General features: G+C 73.3%; 23 protein-coding genes. 7 read left to right on the top strand and 16 right to left on the bottom strand.

Annotated elements, in window-relative coordinates; all coding sequences use genetic code 11:
- Positions 1 to 6 precede the first annotated feature (6 nt).
- From trpC to CKY47_RS30525, 3 genes are all read right to left on the bottom strand, one after another.
- Positions 7 to 816: an indole-3-glycerol phosphate synthase TrpC gene (trpC, locus tag CKY47_RS30535; RefSeq protein WP_306749787.1), complete on the bottom strand. Its 810-nt coding sequence runs from the start codon at positions 814 to 816 to the stop codon at positions 7 to 9.
- A 211-nt stretch (positions 817 to 1,027) separates the two neighbouring features.
- Positions 1,028 to 1,573, bottom strand: a complete 546-nt coding sequence (locus CKY47_RS30530; protein WP_306749786.1) for a Trp biosynthesis-associated membrane protein — start codon at positions 1,571 to 1,573, stop codon at positions 1,028 to 1,030.
- Positions 1,566 to 3,107 carry an anthranilate synthase component I gene (locus CKY47_RS30525; RefSeq protein WP_306749785.1) on the bottom strand — a complete coding sequence of 514 codons (1,542 nt, stop codon included), beginning with the start codon at positions 3,105 to 3,107 and terminating at the stop codon, positions 1,566 to 1,568. The genes CKY47_RS30530 and CKY47_RS30525 overlap by 8 nt, the downstream gene beginning before the upstream one ends.
- A gap of 94 nt (positions 3,108 to 3,201) precedes the next feature.
- On the opposite strand from CKY47_RS30525, the gene CKY47_RS30520 reads away from it, so the two are divergent.
- A complete protein-coding gene (locus CKY47_RS30520) occupies positions 3,202 to 3,816 on the top strand; it encodes a TetR/AcrR family transcriptional regulator (protein ID WP_306749784.1) in 615 nt (204 codons plus the stop codon).
- On the opposite strand, the gene hisI is transcribed toward CKY47_RS30520, so the two are convergent.
- Genes hisI through hisF form a run of 3 tightly spaced genes read right to left on the bottom strand, consistent with a single transcriptional unit; the run spans position 3,809 to position 5,324 of the window.
- On the bottom strand, positions 3,809 to 4,177 hold the full coding sequence (gene hisI / locus CKY47_RS30515; protein ID WP_306749783.1) for a phosphoribosyl-AMP cyclohydrolase: 369 nt from the start codon (positions 4,175 to 4,177) through the stop codon (positions 3,809 to 3,811). The genes CKY47_RS30520 and hisI overlap by 8 nt on opposite strands.
- Positions 4,174 to 4,551 (bottom strand): hypothetical protein, encoded by a 378-nt coding sequence (locus CKY47_RS30510; RefSeq protein WP_306749782.1) that lies wholly within the window; start codon positions 4,549 to 4,551, stop codon positions 4,174 to 4,176. Before CKY47_RS30510 ends, hisI begins: the two co-directional genes overlap by 4 nt.
- On the bottom strand, positions 4,551 to 5,324 hold the full coding sequence (hisF, locus tag CKY47_RS30505) for an imidazole glycerol phosphate synthase subunit HisF (RefSeq protein ID WP_306749781.1): 774 nt from the start codon (positions 5,322 to 5,324) through the stop codon (positions 4,551 to 4,553). Before hisF ends, CKY47_RS30510 begins: the two co-directional genes overlap by 1 nt.
- A 208-nt stretch (positions 5,325 to 5,532) precedes the next feature.
- Here hisF and cspE point away from each other — a divergent pair, with 208 nt between their 5' ends.
- From cspE to CKY47_RS30490, 3 genes are all read left to right on the top strand, one after another.
- Positions 5,533 to 5,736 (top strand): transcription antiterminator/RNA stability regulator CspE, encoded by a 204-nt coding sequence (gene cspE / locus CKY47_RS30500; protein WP_306749780.1) that lies wholly within the window; start codon positions 5,533 to 5,535, stop codon positions 5,734 to 5,736.
- A gap of 79 nt (positions 5,737 to 5,815) precedes the next feature.
- Positions 5,816 to 6,190: a PPOX class F420-dependent oxidoreductase gene (locus tag CKY47_RS30495; RefSeq protein WP_306749779.1), complete on the top strand. Its 375-nt coding sequence runs from the start codon at positions 5,816 to 5,818 to the stop codon at positions 6,188 to 6,190.
- Positions 6,191 to 6,222: 32 nt separating this feature from the next.
- The gene (locus CKY47_RS30490) at positions 6,223 to 6,951 is read left to right on the top strand and encodes a Clp protease N-terminal domain-containing protein (RefSeq protein ID WP_306749778.1); all 729 of its coding nucleotides are present in this window, start codon (positions 6,223 to 6,225) and stop codon (positions 6,949 to 6,951) included.
- Here CKY47_RS30490 and priA read toward each other — a convergent pair.
- From priA to CKY47_RS30465, 5 genes are all read right to left on the bottom strand, one after another.
- On the bottom strand, positions 6,914 to 7,648 hold the full coding sequence (gene priA / locus CKY47_RS30485) for a bifunctional 1-(5-phosphoribosyl)-5-((5-phosphoribosylamino)methylideneamino)imidazole-4-carboxamide isomerase/phosphoribosylanthranilate isomerase PriA (protein WP_306749777.1): 735 nt from the start codon (positions 7,646 to 7,648) through the stop codon (positions 6,914 to 6,916). The two genes, CKY47_RS30490 and priA, sit on opposite strands and share 38 nt — an antisense overlap.
- A gap of 9 nt (positions 7,649 to 7,657) precedes the next feature.
- On the bottom strand, positions 7,658 to 8,293 hold the full coding sequence (gene hisH, locus CKY47_RS30480; RefSeq protein WP_306749776.1) for an imidazole glycerol phosphate synthase subunit HisH: 636 nt from the start codon (positions 8,291 to 8,293) through the stop codon (positions 7,658 to 7,660).
- A gap of 208 nt (positions 8,294 to 8,501) precedes the next feature.
- A complete protein-coding gene (locus tag CKY47_RS30475; RefSeq protein ID WP_306749775.1) occupies positions 8,502 to 8,975 on the bottom strand; it encodes a hypothetical protein in 474 nt (157 codons plus the stop codon).
- A gap of 9 nt (positions 8,976 to 8,984) precedes the next feature.
- Positions 8,985 to 9,875, bottom strand: coding sequence for a transketolase family protein (locus CKY47_RS30470; protein WP_306749873.1), 891 nt, complete (start codon positions 9,873 to 9,875; stop codon positions 8,985 to 8,987).
- 5 nt (positions 9,876 to 9,880) lie between these two features.
- Complete coding sequence (locus tag CKY47_RS30465; RefSeq protein ID WP_306749774.1) at positions 9,881 to 10,570, bottom strand: thiamine pyrophosphate-binding protein; 690 nt, start codon at positions 10,568 to 10,570, stop codon at positions 9,881 to 9,883.
- A gap of 53 nt (positions 10,571 to 10,623) precedes the next feature.
- Here CKY47_RS30465 and soxR point away from each other — a divergent pair, with 53 nt between their 5' ends.
- Complete coding sequence (gene soxR, locus CKY47_RS30460; RefSeq protein WP_306749773.1) at positions 10,624 to 11,085, top strand: redox-sensitive transcriptional activator SoxR; 462 nt, start codon at positions 10,624 to 10,626, stop codon at positions 11,083 to 11,085.
- Between the two features lie 33 nt (positions 11,086 to 11,118).
- Entirely contained in the window at positions 11,119 to 11,652 is a 534-nt protein-coding gene (locus CKY47_RS30455) for an RNA 2'-phosphotransferase (RefSeq protein WP_306749772.1), read from the top strand.
- Here the strand turns inward: CKY47_RS30455 and CKY47_RS30450 are convergent.
- The 5 genes from CKY47_RS30450 to hisD all read right to left on the bottom strand — a co-directional run bounded on the left by CKY47_RS30450 (position 11,628) and on the right by hisD (position 15,491).
- On the bottom strand, positions 11,628 to 12,227 hold the full coding sequence (locus CKY47_RS30450) for a TetR/AcrR family transcriptional regulator (protein WP_306749771.1): 600 nt from the start codon (positions 12,225 to 12,227) through the stop codon (positions 11,628 to 11,630). The two genes, CKY47_RS30455 and CKY47_RS30450, sit on opposite strands and share 25 nt — an antisense overlap.
- Positions 12,228 to 12,322: 95 nt before the next feature.
- The gene (locus CKY47_RS30445; protein ID WP_306749770.1) at positions 12,323 to 12,478 is read right to left on the bottom strand and encodes a CG2302 family histidine operon protein; all 156 of its coding nucleotides are present in this window, start codon (positions 12,476 to 12,478) and stop codon (positions 12,323 to 12,325) included.
- Positions 12,479 to 13,078, bottom strand: a complete 600-nt coding sequence (gene hisB, locus CKY47_RS30440) for an imidazoleglycerol-phosphate dehydratase HisB (protein ID WP_306749769.1) — start codon at positions 13,076 to 13,078, stop codon at positions 12,479 to 12,481.
- Entirely contained in the window at positions 13,075 to 14,178 is a 1,104-nt protein-coding gene (locus CKY47_RS30435; RefSeq protein ID WP_306749768.1) for a histidinol-phosphate transaminase, read from the bottom strand. Before CKY47_RS30435 ends, hisB begins: the two co-directional genes overlap by 4 nt.
- A complete protein-coding gene (gene hisD, locus CKY47_RS30430; RefSeq protein ID WP_306749767.1) occupies positions 14,175 to 15,491 on the bottom strand; it encodes a histidinol dehydrogenase in 1,317 nt (438 codons plus the stop codon). The genes CKY47_RS30435 and hisD overlap by 4 nt, the downstream gene beginning before the upstream one ends.
- Positions 15,492 to 15,643: 152 nt before the next feature.
- Between hisD and CKY47_RS30425 the strand changes: the two genes are divergently transcribed.
- A complete protein-coding gene (locus CKY47_RS30425; RefSeq protein ID WP_306749766.1) occupies positions 15,644 to 16,966 on the top strand; it encodes a M14 family metallopeptidase in 1,323 nt (440 codons plus the stop codon).
- The last annotated feature ends 9 nt before the right edge of the window (positions 16,967 to 16,975 follow it).

The raw sequence follows: 16,975 nt of genomic DNA, 5'->3' as shown, positions 1-16,975 counted from the left end.
CTCCTCCTACCGGCTGGGCCGGGGGCACGCGGGGTGCGACCCCGCCGTCACCAGCTTGTTCACCGCGACCTTGGGGTCGCCGCTCGTCACCAGGCTCTCGCCGACCAGCACCGCGTCGGCGCCCGCCCCCGCGTACGACATCAGGTCGCCCGGCCCGGTGACCCCGGACTCGGCGATCTTGATGGTGTCGAAGGGCAGGCCGGGCGCGATCCGCCCGAAGACGTCCTTGTCCACTTCCAGGGTGTGCAGGTTGCGGGCGTTCACGCCGATCACGCTCGCCCCCGCCTCCAGCGCCCGGTCGGCCTCCTCGGCCGTGTGCACCTCGACCAGGGCGGTCATGCCCAGCGACTCGACCCGGTCCAGCAGCGACACCAGCGCGTTCTGCTCCAGCGCCGCCACGATCAGCAACACCAGGTCGGCGCCGTGCAGGCGCGCCTCGTGCACCTGGTACGGGCTGACGATGAAGTCCTTGCGCAGCAGGGGGACCCCCACCGCCGCGCGCACCGCGTCGAAGTCGGCCAGCGACCCGCCGAAGCGGCGCTGCTCGGTCAGCACGCTGATGCACCGCGCACCGCCCAGCTCGTACTGGACGGCCAGCTCCGCGGGCTCCGGGATGTCGGCCAGCGCCCCCTTCGAGGGACTGCGCCTCTTGACCTCGGCGATCACGCCCACGCCCGGTCCGCGCAGGACCGCCATCACGTCCTGCGGCGGCGACACCTTGGCCGCCTGCGCCCTCAGCGCGTCGAAGGGCAGTGCCGCCTCGCGCACGGCGAGGTCCTCGCGGACACCTTCGATGATCGACTCGAGAACGGTCATCCGAGCACCTCGCCCGGCTCCGTCGGACCTTCCGGTTCCCTCGCAAGCTCCCGCACGTCACGCTCCCCTTCCCGCCACGAGGATGCTAACCCCGTCACGGACCGCGTCCGGCCACCGGGGGTCACCGCGTTCGCCCTGCTGACCGGGGTCCTCACGGGCCCACGTGCGCGAACGTGCGGCATCGGCCGGTCACCCGGGGGCCACCGGGGCGTCAGTCGCGGTCCGTCGGGTCGTCACCGCGCTCCAGGGCGTTCCACAGCTCGCGCTCGGGGTCGGCGTTCCGCCGCGCCGCGCCGGGCGTCTGGTAGCCGCCGCCCAAGCGGGGCATCGCCGCGCCCCTGACCAGCAGCAGCAGCCCGGCCGCGGCCATCAGCAGCACGCCCGCGAGGGCGACGGCGTACGCCCCGGCCGGCGGCGAGGCCGCGACGACCACCCGGCTGACCACGATGGCCGCGAGCACCACCAACGCGCCCAGCACGCGGCGCATCCAGCCCGCGAGCGCCACGGCGGCGGCCACGGCCGCCACGCAGAACAGCGCCATCGGCACGAGCGCGGGCTGCACCTCGGCGCCGGTCGCGTCCGGCTTCACGCGGGTGGCGCCCCACGTCATGGTCGAGGTGACCCACAGGGCGCCCGCGGCGAGCACGAGCAGCAGCACGGCGATCCACAGTGGACGGCGCAGGGCCGCCCGCCGCCGCGCCGCCGCGGCTTCGGGGTCGGCTTCGGGGACCGGGGGGACGGACTCGGGCTCAGACACCGGCCGGGTCCGCCGCCGGGGCCATGGTCTGCGCCGTGGCGATGGCCGACAGGACCGCGCCCGCCTTGTTCAGGCACTCGTTGTCCTCGGCGACCGGGTCCGAGTCGGCCACGATCCCGCCGCCCGCCTGCACGTACGCCACGCCGTCGCGCACCAGGGCGGTCCGGATGGCGATGGCGGTGTCCGCGTCGCCCGCGAAGTCCAGGTAGCCGACGACGCCGCCGTACAGGCCGCGCCTGGTCGGCTCCAGCTCCTCGATCAGCTCCATCGCGCGCGGCTTGGGCGCGCCGGACAGGGTGCCCGCCGGGAAGCACGCCGCCACCGCGTCGAACGCGGTCCGCCCCTCGGCCAGCTCGCCGGTGACCGTGGACACGATGTGCATGACGTGCGAGTACCGCTCGACCTTGAAGAAGTCGACCACGGTCACCGAGCCCGGCTTGCACACCCGGCCCAGGTCGTTGCGGCCCAGGTCGACGAGCATGAGGTGCTCGGCGCGCTCCTTGTGGTCGGCCAGCAGGTCCTTCTCCAGCAGCGCGTCCTCCTCCTCGTCCACACCGCGCCACCGGGTGCCCGCGATCGGGTGGGTGGTCGCCTTGCCGTCGCGCACCGTGACCAGGGACTCGGGGCTGCACCCGACGATGTCGAAGTCGTCGAGCCGCAGCAGGTACATGTACGGGCTGGGGTTGGACGTGCGCAGCACGCGGTAGACGTCCAGCGGGTCGGCGGTGGTGCGCATCTCGAACCGCTGCGACAGCACGACCTGGAACGCCTCGCCCGCGCGGATGGCCGCCTTCGCCTTCTCCACGACCTCGTGGTGCTCCTCGCGCGTGCGCCGCCGGGTGAACTCCGGCTTGGGCCGGGAGAACACCGCGGCCGTCGCGGGCGCGGGCGCCTGGAGGTCGCGCGTCATGAGGTCCAGCCGGGCCACCGCGTCGTCGTAGGCCGCGTCCACGCGCTCCGGCGAGTCGTCCCAGTTGATGGCGTTGGCGATGAGCGTGACCGTGCCCTCGTGGTGGTCCAGGGCGGCGAGGTCGGTGGCGAGCAGCATGACGAGTTCGGGGACCCGCAGGTCGTCCTCGGCGAGGTCCGGCAGCCGCTCCAGGCGGCGCACGGCGTCGTAGCCGATGTAGCCGACCATGCCGCCGGTCAGCGGGGGCAGGCCGGGCAGCGGGTCGGTGCGCAGCACCTCGATGGTCTCGCGCAGCGCCGCCATCGGGTCGCCGCCCTCGGGGAGGCCGACGGGGTGCGGCCCGATCCAGTGCGCCTCGCCGCCGGTGGCGGTCAGCGCGCCCGCGCTGCGCACGCCGACGAACGACCAGCGCGACCAGGAGCGGCCGTTCTCGGCCGATTCGAACAGGAACGTGCCCGGCCGGTCCGCAGCCAGCTTGCGGTACAGGCCGACCGGTGTCTCCGCGTCCGCCAGGAGCCGCCGCACCACGGGGACGACCCGCCGCTCGGCGGCCAGCTCGCGGAACTCCTCGCGCGTCGGGCTGATCTCGCCCAGACCCGCGCCTGCACCGATGACGCTCACCATGGGCGACATTGTGCCCAATGCGGGCCCCCCGGTCCGCCTCCGGGCGAATTCGCCACGCGGTGGACGATTTGCGCCGGTCACCGATGATGGAGCCGTGGACCACAGCCCGAACCGCACCGAACCCAAGCGCCGAGGCCGCCGCGCGGGCGGTGAGGACACCAGGGCCGCCCTGCTCCAGGCCGCGCGCGAGGTGTTCGTCGAACGCGGTTTCGAGGGGGCGACGGTGCGCTCCATCGCCTCGCGGGCCGGGGTGGACGCGGCGATGGTCAACCACTGGTTCGGCGGCAAGGAGGGCCTGTTCGCCAAGGCCGTGCTCCAACTCCCGATCGACCCGAACACCCTGGTCGAACGCCTGCTCGACGGTCCGCCGGAGCTGATCGGCGAGCGGATCGTGCGCAACTTCGTGACCATCTGGGACGCCACCGGCGGCGGCCAGTTCGCGGCCATGGTCCGCAGCATCACCTCGCAGGAGCAGGTCGCCGAGGTGCTCAGGCAGTTCTTCGTGCAGACCCTGCTCAGGCGCGTCATCGCCCACCTCGGCTCGTCCGACGCCGAGCTGCGCGCCACGCTGACCGCCAGCCAGATCTTCGGCATGGGCATCGTCCGGTACGTGGTGCGCATCGAGCCGTTCGCCTCGGCCGACGTGGACACGATGGTCAGGGCGATCGCGCCGAACCTCCAGCGCTACCTGACCGGCGACATCAGCTAGCCGGGGCCCGCTCCTCTGGCGCCAGCAGCAGGTCGGCGTCGAAGCACGTCGCGTCGCCGGTGTGGCAGGCGCCGCCGACCTGGTCCACGACGAGCAGCACCGCGTCGCCGTCGCAGTCCAGCCGCACCTCGTGGACGTGCTGCACGTGCCCGGACGTCTCGCCCTTCACCCACTGCCGCTGCCGGCTGCGCGAGAAGTACGTGGCGCGGCGCGTGGTCAGCGTGCGGTGCAGGGCCTCGTCGTCCATCCAGGCCACCATCAGCACCTCGCCGGTGCCGCGCCGCTGCACCACGGCGCACACCAGGCCGTCCTCGGTGCGCTTGAGCCGGGCGGCGATCGACGGGTCGAGCGCGCTGGTCACCTGCGTCCTCCGGTGAAGTGGATGAGTGCGGGTCGGGTGTTGAGCAGCACCACGGCGAACACGTGGGCCGCGGAGAGCAGGCCGGAGAGCACCCTGACCCACACCGGGCCCTGGTTGAGCACGGCCAGCAGGTGGATCAGGGCCACCAGGCCGAAGACGAACGCGGCGGTCAGCCGGGCGGGGCGCCACCCGGCGGCCAGGCCGACCGACGCCAGCAGCCCCAGCACGGCGACGACCACCGGGAACCGCACCCAGGTCGCGTCGGCCTCGACCTGCCACTGCACGACGCCCATGAGCACGAACAGCGCCGCGCCCGCCCCGCCGATGGCGGTCGCCAGGAACACCTCGACCGGCGCGTTGCGGGGGTGGAGCATCAGCGGACCTCCACGCCGGCGTCGCGCAGGCTGTTCTTCACGTCGCCGATGCGCAGCGCGCCGAAGTGGAACACGCTGGCGGCGAGCACCGCGTCCGCGCCCTCGGCCACCGCGGGCGGGAAGTGGTCGAGCCGCCCGGCCCCGCCGCTGGCGATGAGCGGCACGTCCACGACCGCGCGGGTCAACCGGATCAGCTCCAGGTCGAACCCGGCCTTGGTGCCGTCGGCGTCCATCGAGTTCAGCAGGATCTCGCCGACGCCCAGCTCCTGGCCGCGCGCGGCCCACTCGACCGCGTCGACGCCGGTGCCCTCGCGGCCGCCGTGCGTGGTGACCTCGAAGCCGGACGGCGTGGGCCGCCCGCCCTCGGGCACTCGGCGCGCGTCGACCGACAGCACGATGCACTGCGCGCCGAACCGGCGGGACAGCTCGCCCAGCAGCTCGGGGCGCACGATGGCCGCCGTGTTCACGCTCACCTTGTCCGCGCCGGAGCGCAGCAGCTTGTCCACGTCCTCGGGCGTGCGCACGCCGCCGCCCACGGTGAGCGGGATGAACACCTGCTCGGCGGTGCGGCGGACCACGTCGAACGTGGTCTCCCGGTCGCCGGAGGACGCGGTCACGTCCAGGAAGGTCAGCTCGTCTGCCCCCTCGGCGTCGTAGGCCCGCGCCAGCTCGACCGGGTCGCCCGCGTCGACGAGGTCGGTGAAGTTGACGCCTTTGACGACCCGCCCCCGGTCGACGTCCAGGCAGGGGATCACGCGCACCGCTACTGACATGGGCAAAAGCCTACGGGGATCACCCGATCGTGGTTCGCGCGGGACATCCGGCCCGAAGTGTGCTTAACTGTACGAGGTCGAAGGTTTTGTGTCCGTGTCATCCACGCTCGCGAAACGCGTTTGAGCGTGTGATTCCTCAGGGTCCATGCGTTTGGACCGGCCCCGTCGGTGCGTTCGCCCGGCGGCAGCAGTATGAGGAGATTTGAAGATGGCTCAGGGCACCGTGAAGTGGTTCAACTCCGAAAAGGGCTTCGGCTTCATCACCCCGGAGAACGGTGGCGCGGACGTGTTCGTCCACTACTCGGAGATCCAGAGCGGCGGCTACCGCAGCCTGGAGGAGAACCAGCGGGTGAGCTTCGACGTCGGCCAGGGCGCCAAGGGCCCCCAGGCCACCAACGTCCAGGCCATCTGACCTGACGTGACGTCGAGGCCCTGTCCCCCACCAGGGGGGCGGGGCCTTTGCTCTTTCCCGGCCCCCATACGTTGGGGGCATGGACCTCGGAGACGGCAAGTACCTGCTGCTGACCACGTTCCGCCGCAGCGGCGTGGCGGTACCCACCCCGGTGTGGGTGGCCCATGACGGCAGCGCGCTCTACGCGTGGTCGGCCGCCGACGCGGGCAAGGTCAAGCGCATCCGCAACAACGGCGAGGTGCGGATCGGTCCGTGCGACGTCAGGGGCAGGCCCACCGGCGAGCAGGTGCCCGCCCGCGCGTCCCTGATGGACCGCGAGGGCAGTGAGCGGGTGCGGTCGATGATCGCGCGCAAGTACGGCCTGTTCGGCCGCATCACCCTGCTCGGCAGCCGGCTGCGGCGCGGCCCGGAGGGCACCGTCGGCATCGAGATCCACCCGTCAACCGGGAGTTGACGCCCTCTCGCGCGTCAACCTACAGTTGACGCATGGTCGTCACCCCGGTGCAGCTCACCGACCTCATCGTCGCCGTCGCGGCCGAGCACGCCGACGCGCTCGGCCGGCTGACGGCCGCCGTGGAGCTGAGCGGTCAGCTCGACGAGCTGGGCGACCACCTCATCGGGCACTTCGTGGACGAGGCTCGCCGGTCGGGCGCGAGTTGGACGGACATCGGCGAGAGCATCGGCGTGACGAAGCAGGCCGCGCAGAAGCGGTTCGTGCCGAAGGAGTCGGCCGACTTCACTCCGGCCGCGTTCGACCGCTACACCGACCGGGCGCGGCGGGTCGTCGTGCTGGCCCGCCACCACGCCCGGTTCAGCGCGCGGATCGGCACCGAGCACCTGCTGCTGGGCCTGCTCGACGAGTCCGGCGGCCTGGCCGCGAAGACCATCGCCCAGCTGGAGGCCGCCGAGGGCACCACGCGGCTGACCGTGCTCAAGAGGCTGGACCCGACCGTCCACGAGCGACCCGACCCGCAGCCGTTCAGCACGCACTGCAAGAAGGCGCTGGAGCTGGCCGTGCGCGCGTCACTGCGCCTGGGCCACCGCTTCGTGGGCACCGAGCACGTGCTGCTCGGCCTGCTCGCCGAGCACGACGGCACCGCCGCCGCGGCCCTGGCCGACACGGGGGTCACCAGGGAGGCCGCGGAGGCGCACGTCGTGCGGGAGATCGACGACGCGATCAGCCGCGCACAGCGGCGAGCGCCTCGGGGAGCGTGAACGCGCCCGCGTACAGCGCCTTGCCGACGATCGCGCCCTCCACGCCGTCGCGGTCCAACGCGGCCAGCGCCACCAGGTCGGCGACGCTCGACACGCCCCCGGAGGCGATCACCGGCGCGTCGGTGCGCGCGCAGACCTCGCGCAGCAGGTCCACGTTCGGGCCGGTGAGCGTGCCGTCCTTGCTCACGTCGGTCACCACGTAGCGGGCGCAACCGTCGCGGTCGAGGCGCTCCAGCACGTCCCACAGGTCGCCGCCGTCGGTCGTCCAGCCGCGGCCGGCCACCCGGTAGCCCTCCCCGGTGATCCGCACGTCCAAGCCGACCGCGATCTTCTCGCCGTGCTCGGCGATGGCCTTCGCGCACCACTCGGGGTTCTCGATCGCGGCGGTGCCCAGGTTGACCCGGGCGCAGCCGGTGGCGAGCGCGGCGGCCAGCGACGCGTCGTCCCGGATGCCGCCGGACAGCTCCACGGCCACGTCCAGCTCGCCGACCACGCGGGCGACCAGTTCCCGGTTGCTCCCCCGGCCGAACGCGGCGTCGAGGTCGACCAGGTGGACCCACTCCGCGCCGTCGCGCTGCCACGCGTGCGCGGCGTCGAGCGGGCTGCCGTAGGAGGTCTCGGTGCCGGCCTCGCCCTGGACGAGGCGGACGGCCTGGCCGTCGACCACGTCGACGGCCGGGAGGAGCGTGAAAGTCACGCGAACAGCCTAGTTGACGGTCTTGAGCCAGTTCTCCAGCAGGTGCGCGCCCGCGTCGCCGGACTTCTCCGGGTGGAACTGGGTCCCCCACAGCGGTCCGTTCTCGACCGCGGCGACGAACCGGTCGCCACCGTGCTCGGACCACGTCACCAGCGGCGGCGTGAGCGCGCCGGTGTCGTTCAGCTCCCACTTCCGCACGCCGTAGGAGTGGACGAAGTAGAACCGGGTGTCCGCGTCGAGGCCGGCGAAGAGCTTCGAGCCCTCGGGCGGCTGCACGGTGTTCCAGCCCATGTGCGGCACCACGGGTGCCTCCAGCCGCTCCACCGTGCCGGGCCACTCGCCGCAGCCCTCGCTGTGCACGCCGTGCTCGATGCCCTTCTCGAACAGGATCTGCATGCCGACGCAGATGCCGAGCACGGGTCGCCCACCGGCCAACCGCTGCCCGATCAACCGGCCGCCCTTGACCGCGTTCAGGCCCTCCATGCAGGCGGCGAACGCCCCGACGCCGGGCACGACCAGCCCGTCGGCCTCCAGCGCGGCACGGTGGTCGGCCGTCACCTCGACGTCGGCCCCCACCCGCTGGAGCGCCCGCTCGGCGGAGCGGAGGTTGCCAGATCCGTAGTCCAGAACGACGACTCGTGCCACACCACCAGCCTACCCCGGGTCGTGGACCAGCCCGGCGAGTCATAGGTCCACGCCCCGCGAGTCGTACGTTCACGCCCCGCGAGTCGTACGTTCGGCCTTACCGCGAGCGGACCTCGGCAGGCCGCAGGTGTTCGACTCACGGGGCGTGGACCTACGACTCGCGGGGCGCGAGCTTACGACTCGCGGGGCGTGGACCTACGACTCGCGGTCAGGGGAGGGGGGAGCCGCCGGTCACCGGGACCACCGGGAGGACGGTGTTGATGGGGTGGCCGGCCGTGGTCGGGAGGGTGGTCACCCAGGCGTCGGCGCGTCCCTCGTCGACCAGCGCCCTGACCTCGGCCGCGTCGGGCGGCAGGGCTGCGGGGCCCGGCCTGGCGTCCAGGCGCCACCAGCGCAGCAGGCCGACCAGGCGGCGGGGCGAGCCGGTGAAGCCCGCCTGCTCGCCGTCGGTCCACACCTCGCCGTTCGGGCTCCAGCGCACGAGGAGGGCCGACGTCCCGGTCGCCCGCACGCGCCCGGCCAGGTCGTCCGCCGCCGCGAACCCGATCTGCCTGCGCGGCAGCAGCACCGTCCCGGACGCCACGGGCACCAGCGCGGCCGGGCCGGCCAGCGCGCGGTGCAGGTTGAGCTGGAGCTCGGCGGTCGGCGCGGGTGTCCAGATCAGGGTTCTCGGCACGCTCACAGGCGGAGATCATGCCGCAGCCGCCGGCGGGCCGAACATCCGACGCACGGCCGCGGCGACACCCGGCACGTCGAGGTCGTGCGCCGAATCGTGGTCCTCGGCCGTGCCGTAGGCGCGCAGCTCGGCGTCCCGGCGCACCCCGAGCGACCGCAGCCGGTGCGGCACGTCGGCCAGCGCCTCGGCCACCAGGTGCGCCGACGTGCCCTCCAGGTACGGCTCCACCAGCAGCACGTCGTTCGCCCGCCCCCCGCGGACGGCGGCGAGCAGGCCGGCGGCGTCGAACGGCCGGACCGTCGTGGCGTAGAGCACGGTCACGTCGACGCCCGCGGTGGCCGCGAGCACGGTGTCCAGCACCGGCCCCACCGCCACGACCACACCCCGGGCCCCGCGCCGCACCTCGGTGAACCCCTCGACCACCGGGTGCGGCGACGCGTTCCGCCGCAGCGAGAGCCTGATGTAGACGCGGTCGTCGCCCGCCAGCGCGCGGCGCACGAGCGGGCCGACCTCCTCCGGGTGCCCCGGCACGTGCACGGTCCAGCCGGGCAGCGTGTCGAACAGCGCCACGTCGCCGGGCGCCTGGTGCGTGCGACCCCACGCCGGGTCGTCGTAGGAGGCGCCGATGCTCACCAGCACCCCGCCGACGTCCTGGTGGCCGAAGTCCAGCTTGACCTGCTCGAACGGTCGCTCGACCAGGAACGGCGCGTAGCTGTGCACCACGGGCCGCATCCCGGTCAGCGCCAGCCCCGCGCCGACGCCCACCATGGCCTGCTCGCGGATGCCGACGTTGACCACCCGCTCCTGCGGGCGGAACGCGTCGCGCGAGATCTCCGCGAGCACGACGACCACGCGCGGGTCGTGCCGCATGACCTCCTCCACGGTGTCCACGAACACCTGCCGCATGCCGCTCACCGCTCCCCCTCGACCTTCGCCACCACGACCAGCGGACGACCGGGGTGGGCCTGCGTGAGCGCGTCGTGCAGCGCGCCGTGATCGCGTCCATCCACTGTGGACGTCTGCCAGCCCTCGACGGCGAACCGCGCGGCCACCCCGCCGGGCCAGCCGTGCGTGCCCGACTCGTTGTCCACCACCACGGTGGTCAGCGAGTCGAGCCCGAACCGCCCGGCCAGCGCGATGGCCTCGTGGTTGCTGCCCTCGTCGAGCTCGGCGTCGCCGACCAGCACCACGGTCCGCGCCGAGCGGCCCTGGAGCCGCAGGCCCAGCGCGGTGCCGACGGCCAGCGGGAGCCCGTGGCCGAGCGATCCGCTGCCGATCTCCGCGCCGGCGACGAGGACGCGGTCCGGGTGCTGTCCCAGCGGCGAACCCCACGACGTCCAGTCGTCCAGGAGGGACGGTTCCAGGAACCCCTTGGCGGCCAGCACCGCGTAGTAGACCATCGGCCCGTGCCCCTTCGACAGCAGGAACCGGTCGCGGTCCGGGTCGTCCACCCGGTCCGGCGACACGTCCAGCACCCGGTCGTAGAGCACCCACAGCACGTCGAGCGTGGACGCCGCCGCCCACTCGTGCTTCTCGTCCCCCGTCATGCGCCGGAACAACGCGGGGAGGTCCGCGTGACCCGGCTCGCTCTGCACCGTCATGAACCCAGCGAACAACCTCGACTTAAGTCGAGGTCAACACCTAGGATGCGCACGTGGCCAAGTTGCCGGAGATGTTGACCATCGGCCAGGTGGCCGAGCGCAGCGGCGTGCCGCACACCGCGCTGCGGTTCTACGAGGAACGGGGCCTGATCGCGTCCGAGCGGACGGCGGGCAACCAGCGGCGGTACCCGCGGTCCGTGCTCCGGCGGCTGGCGTTCATCCGCACCGCGCAGCGGGTCGGCCTGTCGCTGGAGGACGTGCGCGACGCGCTGGCGGCCCTGCCCGACAACCGGACGCCCACCAAGTCCGACTGGAGCAGGCTGTCGGCCGGCTGGCAGACCGAGCTGGACGCCCGGATCGACGCGCTGATCCGGCTGCGCGACCGGCTGACGTCGTGCATCGGGTGCGGGTGCCTGTCGCTGCGCAGTTGCTACCTGCACAACGTCGGGGACGAGCAGGCCGCGGACGGGCCGGGCGCGCCGAAGCTGAAGCCCGCGAGCGAGGGCGGCACGTGAAACCCGCTTGTGCGGCGTGCTGCACTTGAGGTCGTGCAGGAGAAGAACGACGTGGTCCGCTTGTCGAAGCGGATGTCCAAGGTGCTGCGGCACGCCCCCGGGTCGGCCGGGCTGACCCTCGACGCGGCGGGCTGGGTGGACCTCGACCGGTTCGTCGCGGCGCTGCGGGTGCCGCGCGACCGCGTGCTCGACGTCGTGGCGCGCAACGACAAGAAGCGCTTCGAGGTGGTCGACGGCCGCATCCGCGCCGCCCAGGGCCACACGGTGGAGGTCGAACTGGGCCTGCCGGTGGCGGAACCGCCCGCGGTGCTCTACCACGGCACGGTCGGCTCGGTGCTGCCCGACGTCCTGCGGGACGGCCTGCTGCCGATGCGGCGGCACGACGTGCACCTGTCGGCGACGGTGGAGACGGCGGTGCGGGTCGGGTCGCGGCGCGGCCGGCCGGTGGTGCTGGTGGTGGACGCGGCGGCGATGCGCGCCGACGGCCACGAGTTCCGGGTGAGCGCGAACGGCGTGTGGCTGACCTCGGCCGTGCCGCCGCGCTACGTGAGCACCCTGCCGGCGTAGACGCGCCGGGTGAGCCAGTCGAGCCCGGCCACGACGTCGTCGGCGGCCAGGCCCAGCACCTGTCTCTGGTACCGGTAGACCTCCGGCGCGAGCGGCGCCATGAGCGCGTCCACGACCGCCGCCGGCGCGTCGTCGACCAGCGACTCCACGTGCCGCCGCCAGAACCCGTAGGCACCCGCGCGGAGCCGCGCCCCGCCCCTCTCGGCGCCGAGCACCAGGTGCAGGTGCCGCTCCAGCAGCGCGATCATGGCGCGGTAGAAGGCCGCCAGCCGCTCCTCGGGGGCCGCACCCGGCCCCAGGGGCGGCGGACCGCCCAGGATGCGCTCCGTGATCCCGGCCTCGTGCTCGTCCAGCAGGGCCTGCGCGATCGAGGTGACGTCCGGGTAGCGCCGGTAGAGCGTGGCCCGCCCGACCCCGGCCGCCCGCGCGATGTCCTCCATGGTGACCCCGACGGCCCCGCCGGCGGCGAGGAACACCTCGTCCGCCGCCGCCAGCACCCGGGCGCGGTTGCGGGCCGCGTCAGCACGTTCGCGGGGACGGCCGGCCACCGCGGCGGCCTCGGCTGGTGACGACATGTGACCAACCATACGCAGACAGCCAAGCAGGGGCACGGTGCATCGTTCAACAATCCAACAGCGTCCCGCCGGACTGTCGAACGACGCGCCGCGGTCTAGACGAACCAGGCGACGGCGCCGCCCACGGCCATCAGGGCCAGGACCGCCAGCACCACCGACAGGCCCCGCGCGGTCTTCCACGTGCTGTACACGCCACCGAGCAGGAAGCCGGCCAGCGCCAGCAGCCCGATCACCACCAGCGACTGGGACACCTACAGCACGCCCTTGGTCGAGGGGACGCCCCCGACGCGCGGGTCCGGCTCGACGGCCGCCCGCAGCGCCCTGGCGACGGCCTTGAACTCCGCCTCCGTGATGTGGTGCGGGTCCCGGCCGTACTCCACGCGCACGTGCAGCGCGATGCCCGCGTGGAACGCCAGCGAGTCGAACACGTGCCGGTTCAGCACGAACGGGTAGTTCCCGCCGATCGTGAAGGCGTTGAACTGCTCCGGCTCTCCCACGTGCACGCAGTACGGCCGCCCCGACACGTCGACCGCGGCGTGCGCCAGCGTCTCGTCCATGGGGATCCAGGCGTCGCCGAACCGGCGGATGCCCGCCTTGTCCCCCAGCGCCTCGCGCAGCGCCTGCCCGAGCACGATCGCCACGTCCTCCACCGTGTGGTGGGCGTCGATCTCCACGTCACCCGTCGCCCGCACGACCAGGTCGAACGACCCGTGCACGCCGAGCGCCGTCAGCATGTGGTCGTAGAACGGCACCCCCGTGTCGATCTCGACCTTGCCCGTGCCGTCGAGGTCGATCTCGACGTGCACCGACGACTCCCTGGTGGTGCGCTCCACCTTGCCGACCCGGCTCACCGGTCAACCTCCCTGCTCGCCGCGAGGAACGCGTCGTTCTCCTCCGGAGTACCGACCGTCACCCGCAGATGTCCGGCGATGCCGACGTCCCTGATCAGCACACCGCGTTCCAGATACGACCGCCACGTGGCCCGCGCGTCCTCGAACCACCCGAACAGCACGAAGTTCGCGTCGCTCGGCACCACCGCGAAGCCCATGGCGGTCAACTCCGCCACCACCCGGTCGCGCTCGGCGGCGAGCTTCGCGACGGACCCCAGCGTCTCCGGGGCGTGCCGCAGCGCCGCCCGCGCCGCCGCCTGGGTCAGCGCCGACAGGTGGTACGGCAGCCTGACCAGCAGCAGCGCGTCCACCACGGCGGGCGCGGCGGCGAGGTAGCCCAGCCGTCCCCCGGCGAACGCGAACGCCTTGCTCATGGTCCGGCTCACGATCAGCTTGGCCGGGTGGTCGGCCAGCAGCCCGACCGCCGAGGGCCGCGACGAGAACTCCGCGTACGCCTCGTCCACCACGATCACGCCGGGCGCGGCCTCGATCAGCACCCGCAGGTCGTCGAGCGGGAGGCTCTGCCCGGTCGGGTTGTTCGGGCTGGTCACGAACACGACGTCGGGCGCGGCGGAGGCGATGGTCCCGGCGGCGCGCGCCACGTCCAGCGAGAAGTCGGCGCGGCGCGGCGCGGGCGCCCACCCGGTGCGCGTGCCCGCCGCGATGATCGGGTGCATCGAGTACGACGGCTCGAAGCCCAGCGCCGTCCGCCCCGGTCCGCCGAACGCCTGGAGGACCTGCTGGAGGATCTCGTTCGACCCGTTCGCGGCCCACAGGTTGGCAGCGGTCAGCGGCACGCCGGTCGCCGACGCCAGGTAGGCCGCGAGGTCGTCGCGCAGGGCCACCGCGTCCCGGTCGGGGTAGCGGTGCAGTTCGGCGGCCGCCGCGGCGACCTCCTTGGTCACGTCGTCCACGAGGCCGGGCGTGGGCGGGTACGGGTTCTCGTTCGTGTTCAGCCGCACCGGCACGTCGAGCTGCGGCGCGCCGTAGGGGGTGCGTCCGCGCAGGTCGTCCCGCAGGGGCAGGTCGGCCAACTCCACCCGCTCGCCGACGGGCTTCACCGGCGGAACCTCGCCGTCACGGCCTGGCCGTGGGCGGGCAGGTCCTCGGCCTCGGCCAGTGCCACCACGTGGTGCGCGACCGAGCGCAGCGCGTCCTCGTCGTAGTCGACCACGTGGATGCCGCGCAGGAAGGTCTGCACGGACAGCCCGGACGAGTGCCGCGCGCAGCCGCCGGTGGGCAGCACGTGGTTGGAGCCCGCGCAGTAGTCGCCGAGCGACACCGGCGAGTGCGCGCCCACGAAGATCGCGCCCGCCGCGCGGACGCGTGCCGCGACCGCGCGCGCGTCGGCGGTCTGCACCTCCAGGTGCTCGGCCGCGTACACGTCGACGACCCGCAGCCCGTCGTCCAGGGTGGACACCAGCACGACGCCGGACTGCGGACCGGTCAGCGCGGTGCGCACCCGTTCGTGGTGCTTGGTGGCCCCGACCTGGCGCTCCAGCTCGCGGTCCACCGCGTCGGCCAGCTCGTCGGACGTGGTCACCAGCACGCTCGCGGCGAGCGTGTCGTGCTCGGCCTGGCTGATCAGGTCGGCGGCCACGTGCACCGGGTCGGCCGTGTCGTCGGCCAGCACGGCGATCTCGGTGGGGCCGGCCTCGGCGTCGATGCCGATCACGCCGCGCAGCAGCCGCTTGGCGGCGGTCAGGTAGACGTTGCCGGGCCCGGTGACCATGTCGGCGGGCTCCAGCCCGGAGCCGTCGGTGTCCGTGCCGCCGTACGCGAGCAGGGCCACGGCGAGCGCGCCGCCCACCGCCCACACCTCGGTCACGCCGAGCAGCGCGGCGGCGGCCAGCACGGCCGGGTGCGGCAGGCCGCCGAAGTCCGCCTGCGGCGGCGAGCAGACCACCAGCGACTCGACCCCGGCGAGCTGCGCCGGGACGACGTTCATCACCACGCTCGACGGGTAGACGGCCAGGCCGCCGGGCGCGTACAGGCCGACGCGGCGCACCGGGACCCACCGCTCGGTGACCGTCCCGCCGGGCACGACCCGGGTGGTCGTGTCGGTGCGGCGCTGGTCGGCGTGGACCGCGCGGGCACGGGCGATCGACTCCTCCAGCGCGGCGCGCACGGCCGGGTCCAGCTCGGCCAGGGCGCGCTCCAGCTCGGCGGCGGGCACGCGGACGGCGGCCGGGCGGACCCCGTCGAACCGCTCGGTGTGCTCCAGGACCGCGTCGACGCCGCGGGTGCGCACGTCGTCCACCAGCGGTCGCACGTGATGCAGGACCGCGTCCACGTCGACCTCGGCGCGCGGCAGCGCGGCACGCAGTTCGGCGGGTGACGGGACTCGACCTCGCAGGTCGATGCGGTTGAGCATGCCCACAAGGGTAAGCGGTCGACAATTCCGTCAACTGTCAGCCCGGGGCCGCGTGGCGAACCCGACAAACGGGGGCTACCTCGATCCGTGAGCGAGGGGCGACGCTGCGTGGGCACATCTCCGTCGCAAACCCTGCTGATGATGGAGGCTTGATGTTCACCAAGCGGCGCGGCCTCGTGGCCGCCGCGATCGTCGCGAGCGCGGCCCTGGTGCTGCCCCTGCACACCGGGTCGGCGCAGCCTTCGACGGCGCAGTCCCCCGAGCGGACCCTCTTCGAGGTCACCGCCACCACGCCGGAGGCGCGGACGAAGGTCGCCCGGACCGGGGTCGACGTCCTCGGCCAGTCCGGCGACACACTCACCGTGATCGCGGAGCCCCGCCAGCAGTGGGCGCTGCGCGCGACCGGCCTGCGGCTGAAGTCCCTGGGCGACGCGGACGCGGAGCTGGCCGCCCTCGGCGCGGCCGACTTCACCGACCGCGTTCCCGGCGAGGTCGGCGCGCAGGACTTCCCGTCCGGCTACACGGGGTACCACAACTACGCCGAGATGGTCTCCGAGCTGAACCAGGCGGTCAGCGACCACCCGAACCTGCTCACCCTGCGCAGCATCGGCAAGTCGTACCAGGGCCGCGACATCTGGGCCGTCAAGATCAGCGACAACCCGGGGTCCGACGAGGCCGAGCCGGAGGCGCTGTTCACCTGCAACCAGCACGCCCGTGAGCACCTGACCGTGGAGATGTGCCTGCACATCGTCAAGCGGTACACGGACAACTACGCGTCGAACAGCACGATCAGGAACACGGTCGACAGCCGGGAGATCTGGGTCATCCCCAGCGTCAACCCGGACGGCGCGGAGTACGACATCGCCACCGGCTCGTTCCGCGCGTGGCGCAAGAACCGGCAGCCGAACTCCACGGCGGTCGGCACCGACCCCAACCGCAACTGGGGCCACCAGTGGGGCTGCTGCGGCGGCTCCAGCGGCAGCGGCTCGTCCGACACCTACCGCGGCACGGCGGCGTTCTCCGCGCCGGAGGTCGCCCGGGTCCGGGACTTCACCAACAGCCGCGTGGTCGGCGGTGTGCAGCAGATCAAGTCGCACATCGACTGGCACACCTACTCGGAGCTGATCCTGTGGCCGTACGGCTACACCTACAACGACACCGCGCCCGGCCTGGACGCCACCCAGGCCAACGTGTTCCAGACGATGGGCCGGCGGATGGCCGCGCTGAACGGCTACACCCCGCAGCAGGCCAGCGACCTGTACGTCACCGACGGCAGCGTCGACGACTGGATGTGGGCGGCGCACAAGATCTGGAGCTACACGTTCGAGATGTACCCGAAGTCCGCGAGCGGCACGAGCGGCTTCTACCCGCGTGACACGCAGATCGCGACCCAGACCGCGCGGAACGACACGGCGGTCCAGCTCCTGCTGGACTACACCGACTGCGTTCCCCGCATCACCGGCCGCACCTGCTGACCGGCGACA

Source organism: Saccharothrix longispora, assembly GCF_030852425.1.
Classification (GTDB): domain Bacteria; phylum Actinomycetota; class Actinomycetes; order Mycobacteriales; family Pseudonocardiaceae; genus Actinosynnema; species Actinosynnema longispora.
Note: the sequence above shows the minus strand (reverse complement) of the source record. Positions and strands in the feature narration are given on the sequence as shown.

Bases quoted from the DNA above. Each gene is read 5' to 3' on its own strand.
- trpC (WP_306749787.1), bottom strand. From the start codon at position 816: ATGACCGTTCTCGAGTCGATCATCGAAGGTGTCCGCGAGGACCTCGCC.
- CKY47_RS30525 (WP_306749785.1), bottom strand. From the start codon at position 3,107: ATGGTGAGCGTCATCGGTGCAGGCGCGGGTCTGGGCGAGATCAGCCCG.
- CKY47_RS30510 (WP_306749782.1), bottom strand. From the start codon at position 4,551: ATGCTCCACCCCCGCAACGCGCCGGTCGAGGTGTTCCTGGCGACCGCC.
- hisF (WP_306749781.1), bottom strand. From the start codon at position 5,324: ATGTCAGTAGCGGTGCGCGTGATCCCCTGCCTGGACGTCGACCGGGGG.
- cspE (WP_306749780.1), top strand. From the start codon at position 5,533: ATGGCTCAGGGCACCGTGAAGTGGTTCAACTCCGAAAAGGGCTTCGGC.
- CKY47_RS30495 (WP_306749779.1), top strand. From the start codon at position 5,816: ATGGACCTCGGAGACGGCAAGTACCTGCTGCTGACCACGTTCCGCCGC.
- CKY47_RS30490 (WP_306749778.1), top strand. From the start codon at position 6,223: ATGGTCGTCACCCCGGTGCAGCTCACCGACCTCATCGTCGCCGTCGCG.
- CKY47_RS30470 (WP_306749873.1), bottom strand. From the start codon at position 9,875: ATGCGGCAGGTGTTCGTGGACACCGTGGAGGAGGTCATGCGGCACGAC.
- CKY47_RS30465 (WP_306749774.1), bottom strand. From the start codon at position 10,570: ATGACGGTGCAGAGCGAGCCGGGTCACGCGGACCTCCCCGCGTTGTTC.
- CKY47_RS30450 (WP_306749771.1), bottom strand. From the start codon at position 12,227: ATGTCGTCACCAGCCGAGGCCGCCGCGGTGGCCGGCCGTCCCCGCGAA.
- hisD (WP_306749767.1), bottom strand. From the start codon at position 15,491: ATGCTCAACCGCATCGACCTGCGAGGTCGAGTCCCGTCACCCGCCGAA.
- CKY47_RS30425 (WP_306749766.1), top strand. From the start codon at position 15,644: ATGTTCACCAAGCGGCGCGGCCTCGTGGCCGCCGCGATCGTCGCGAGC.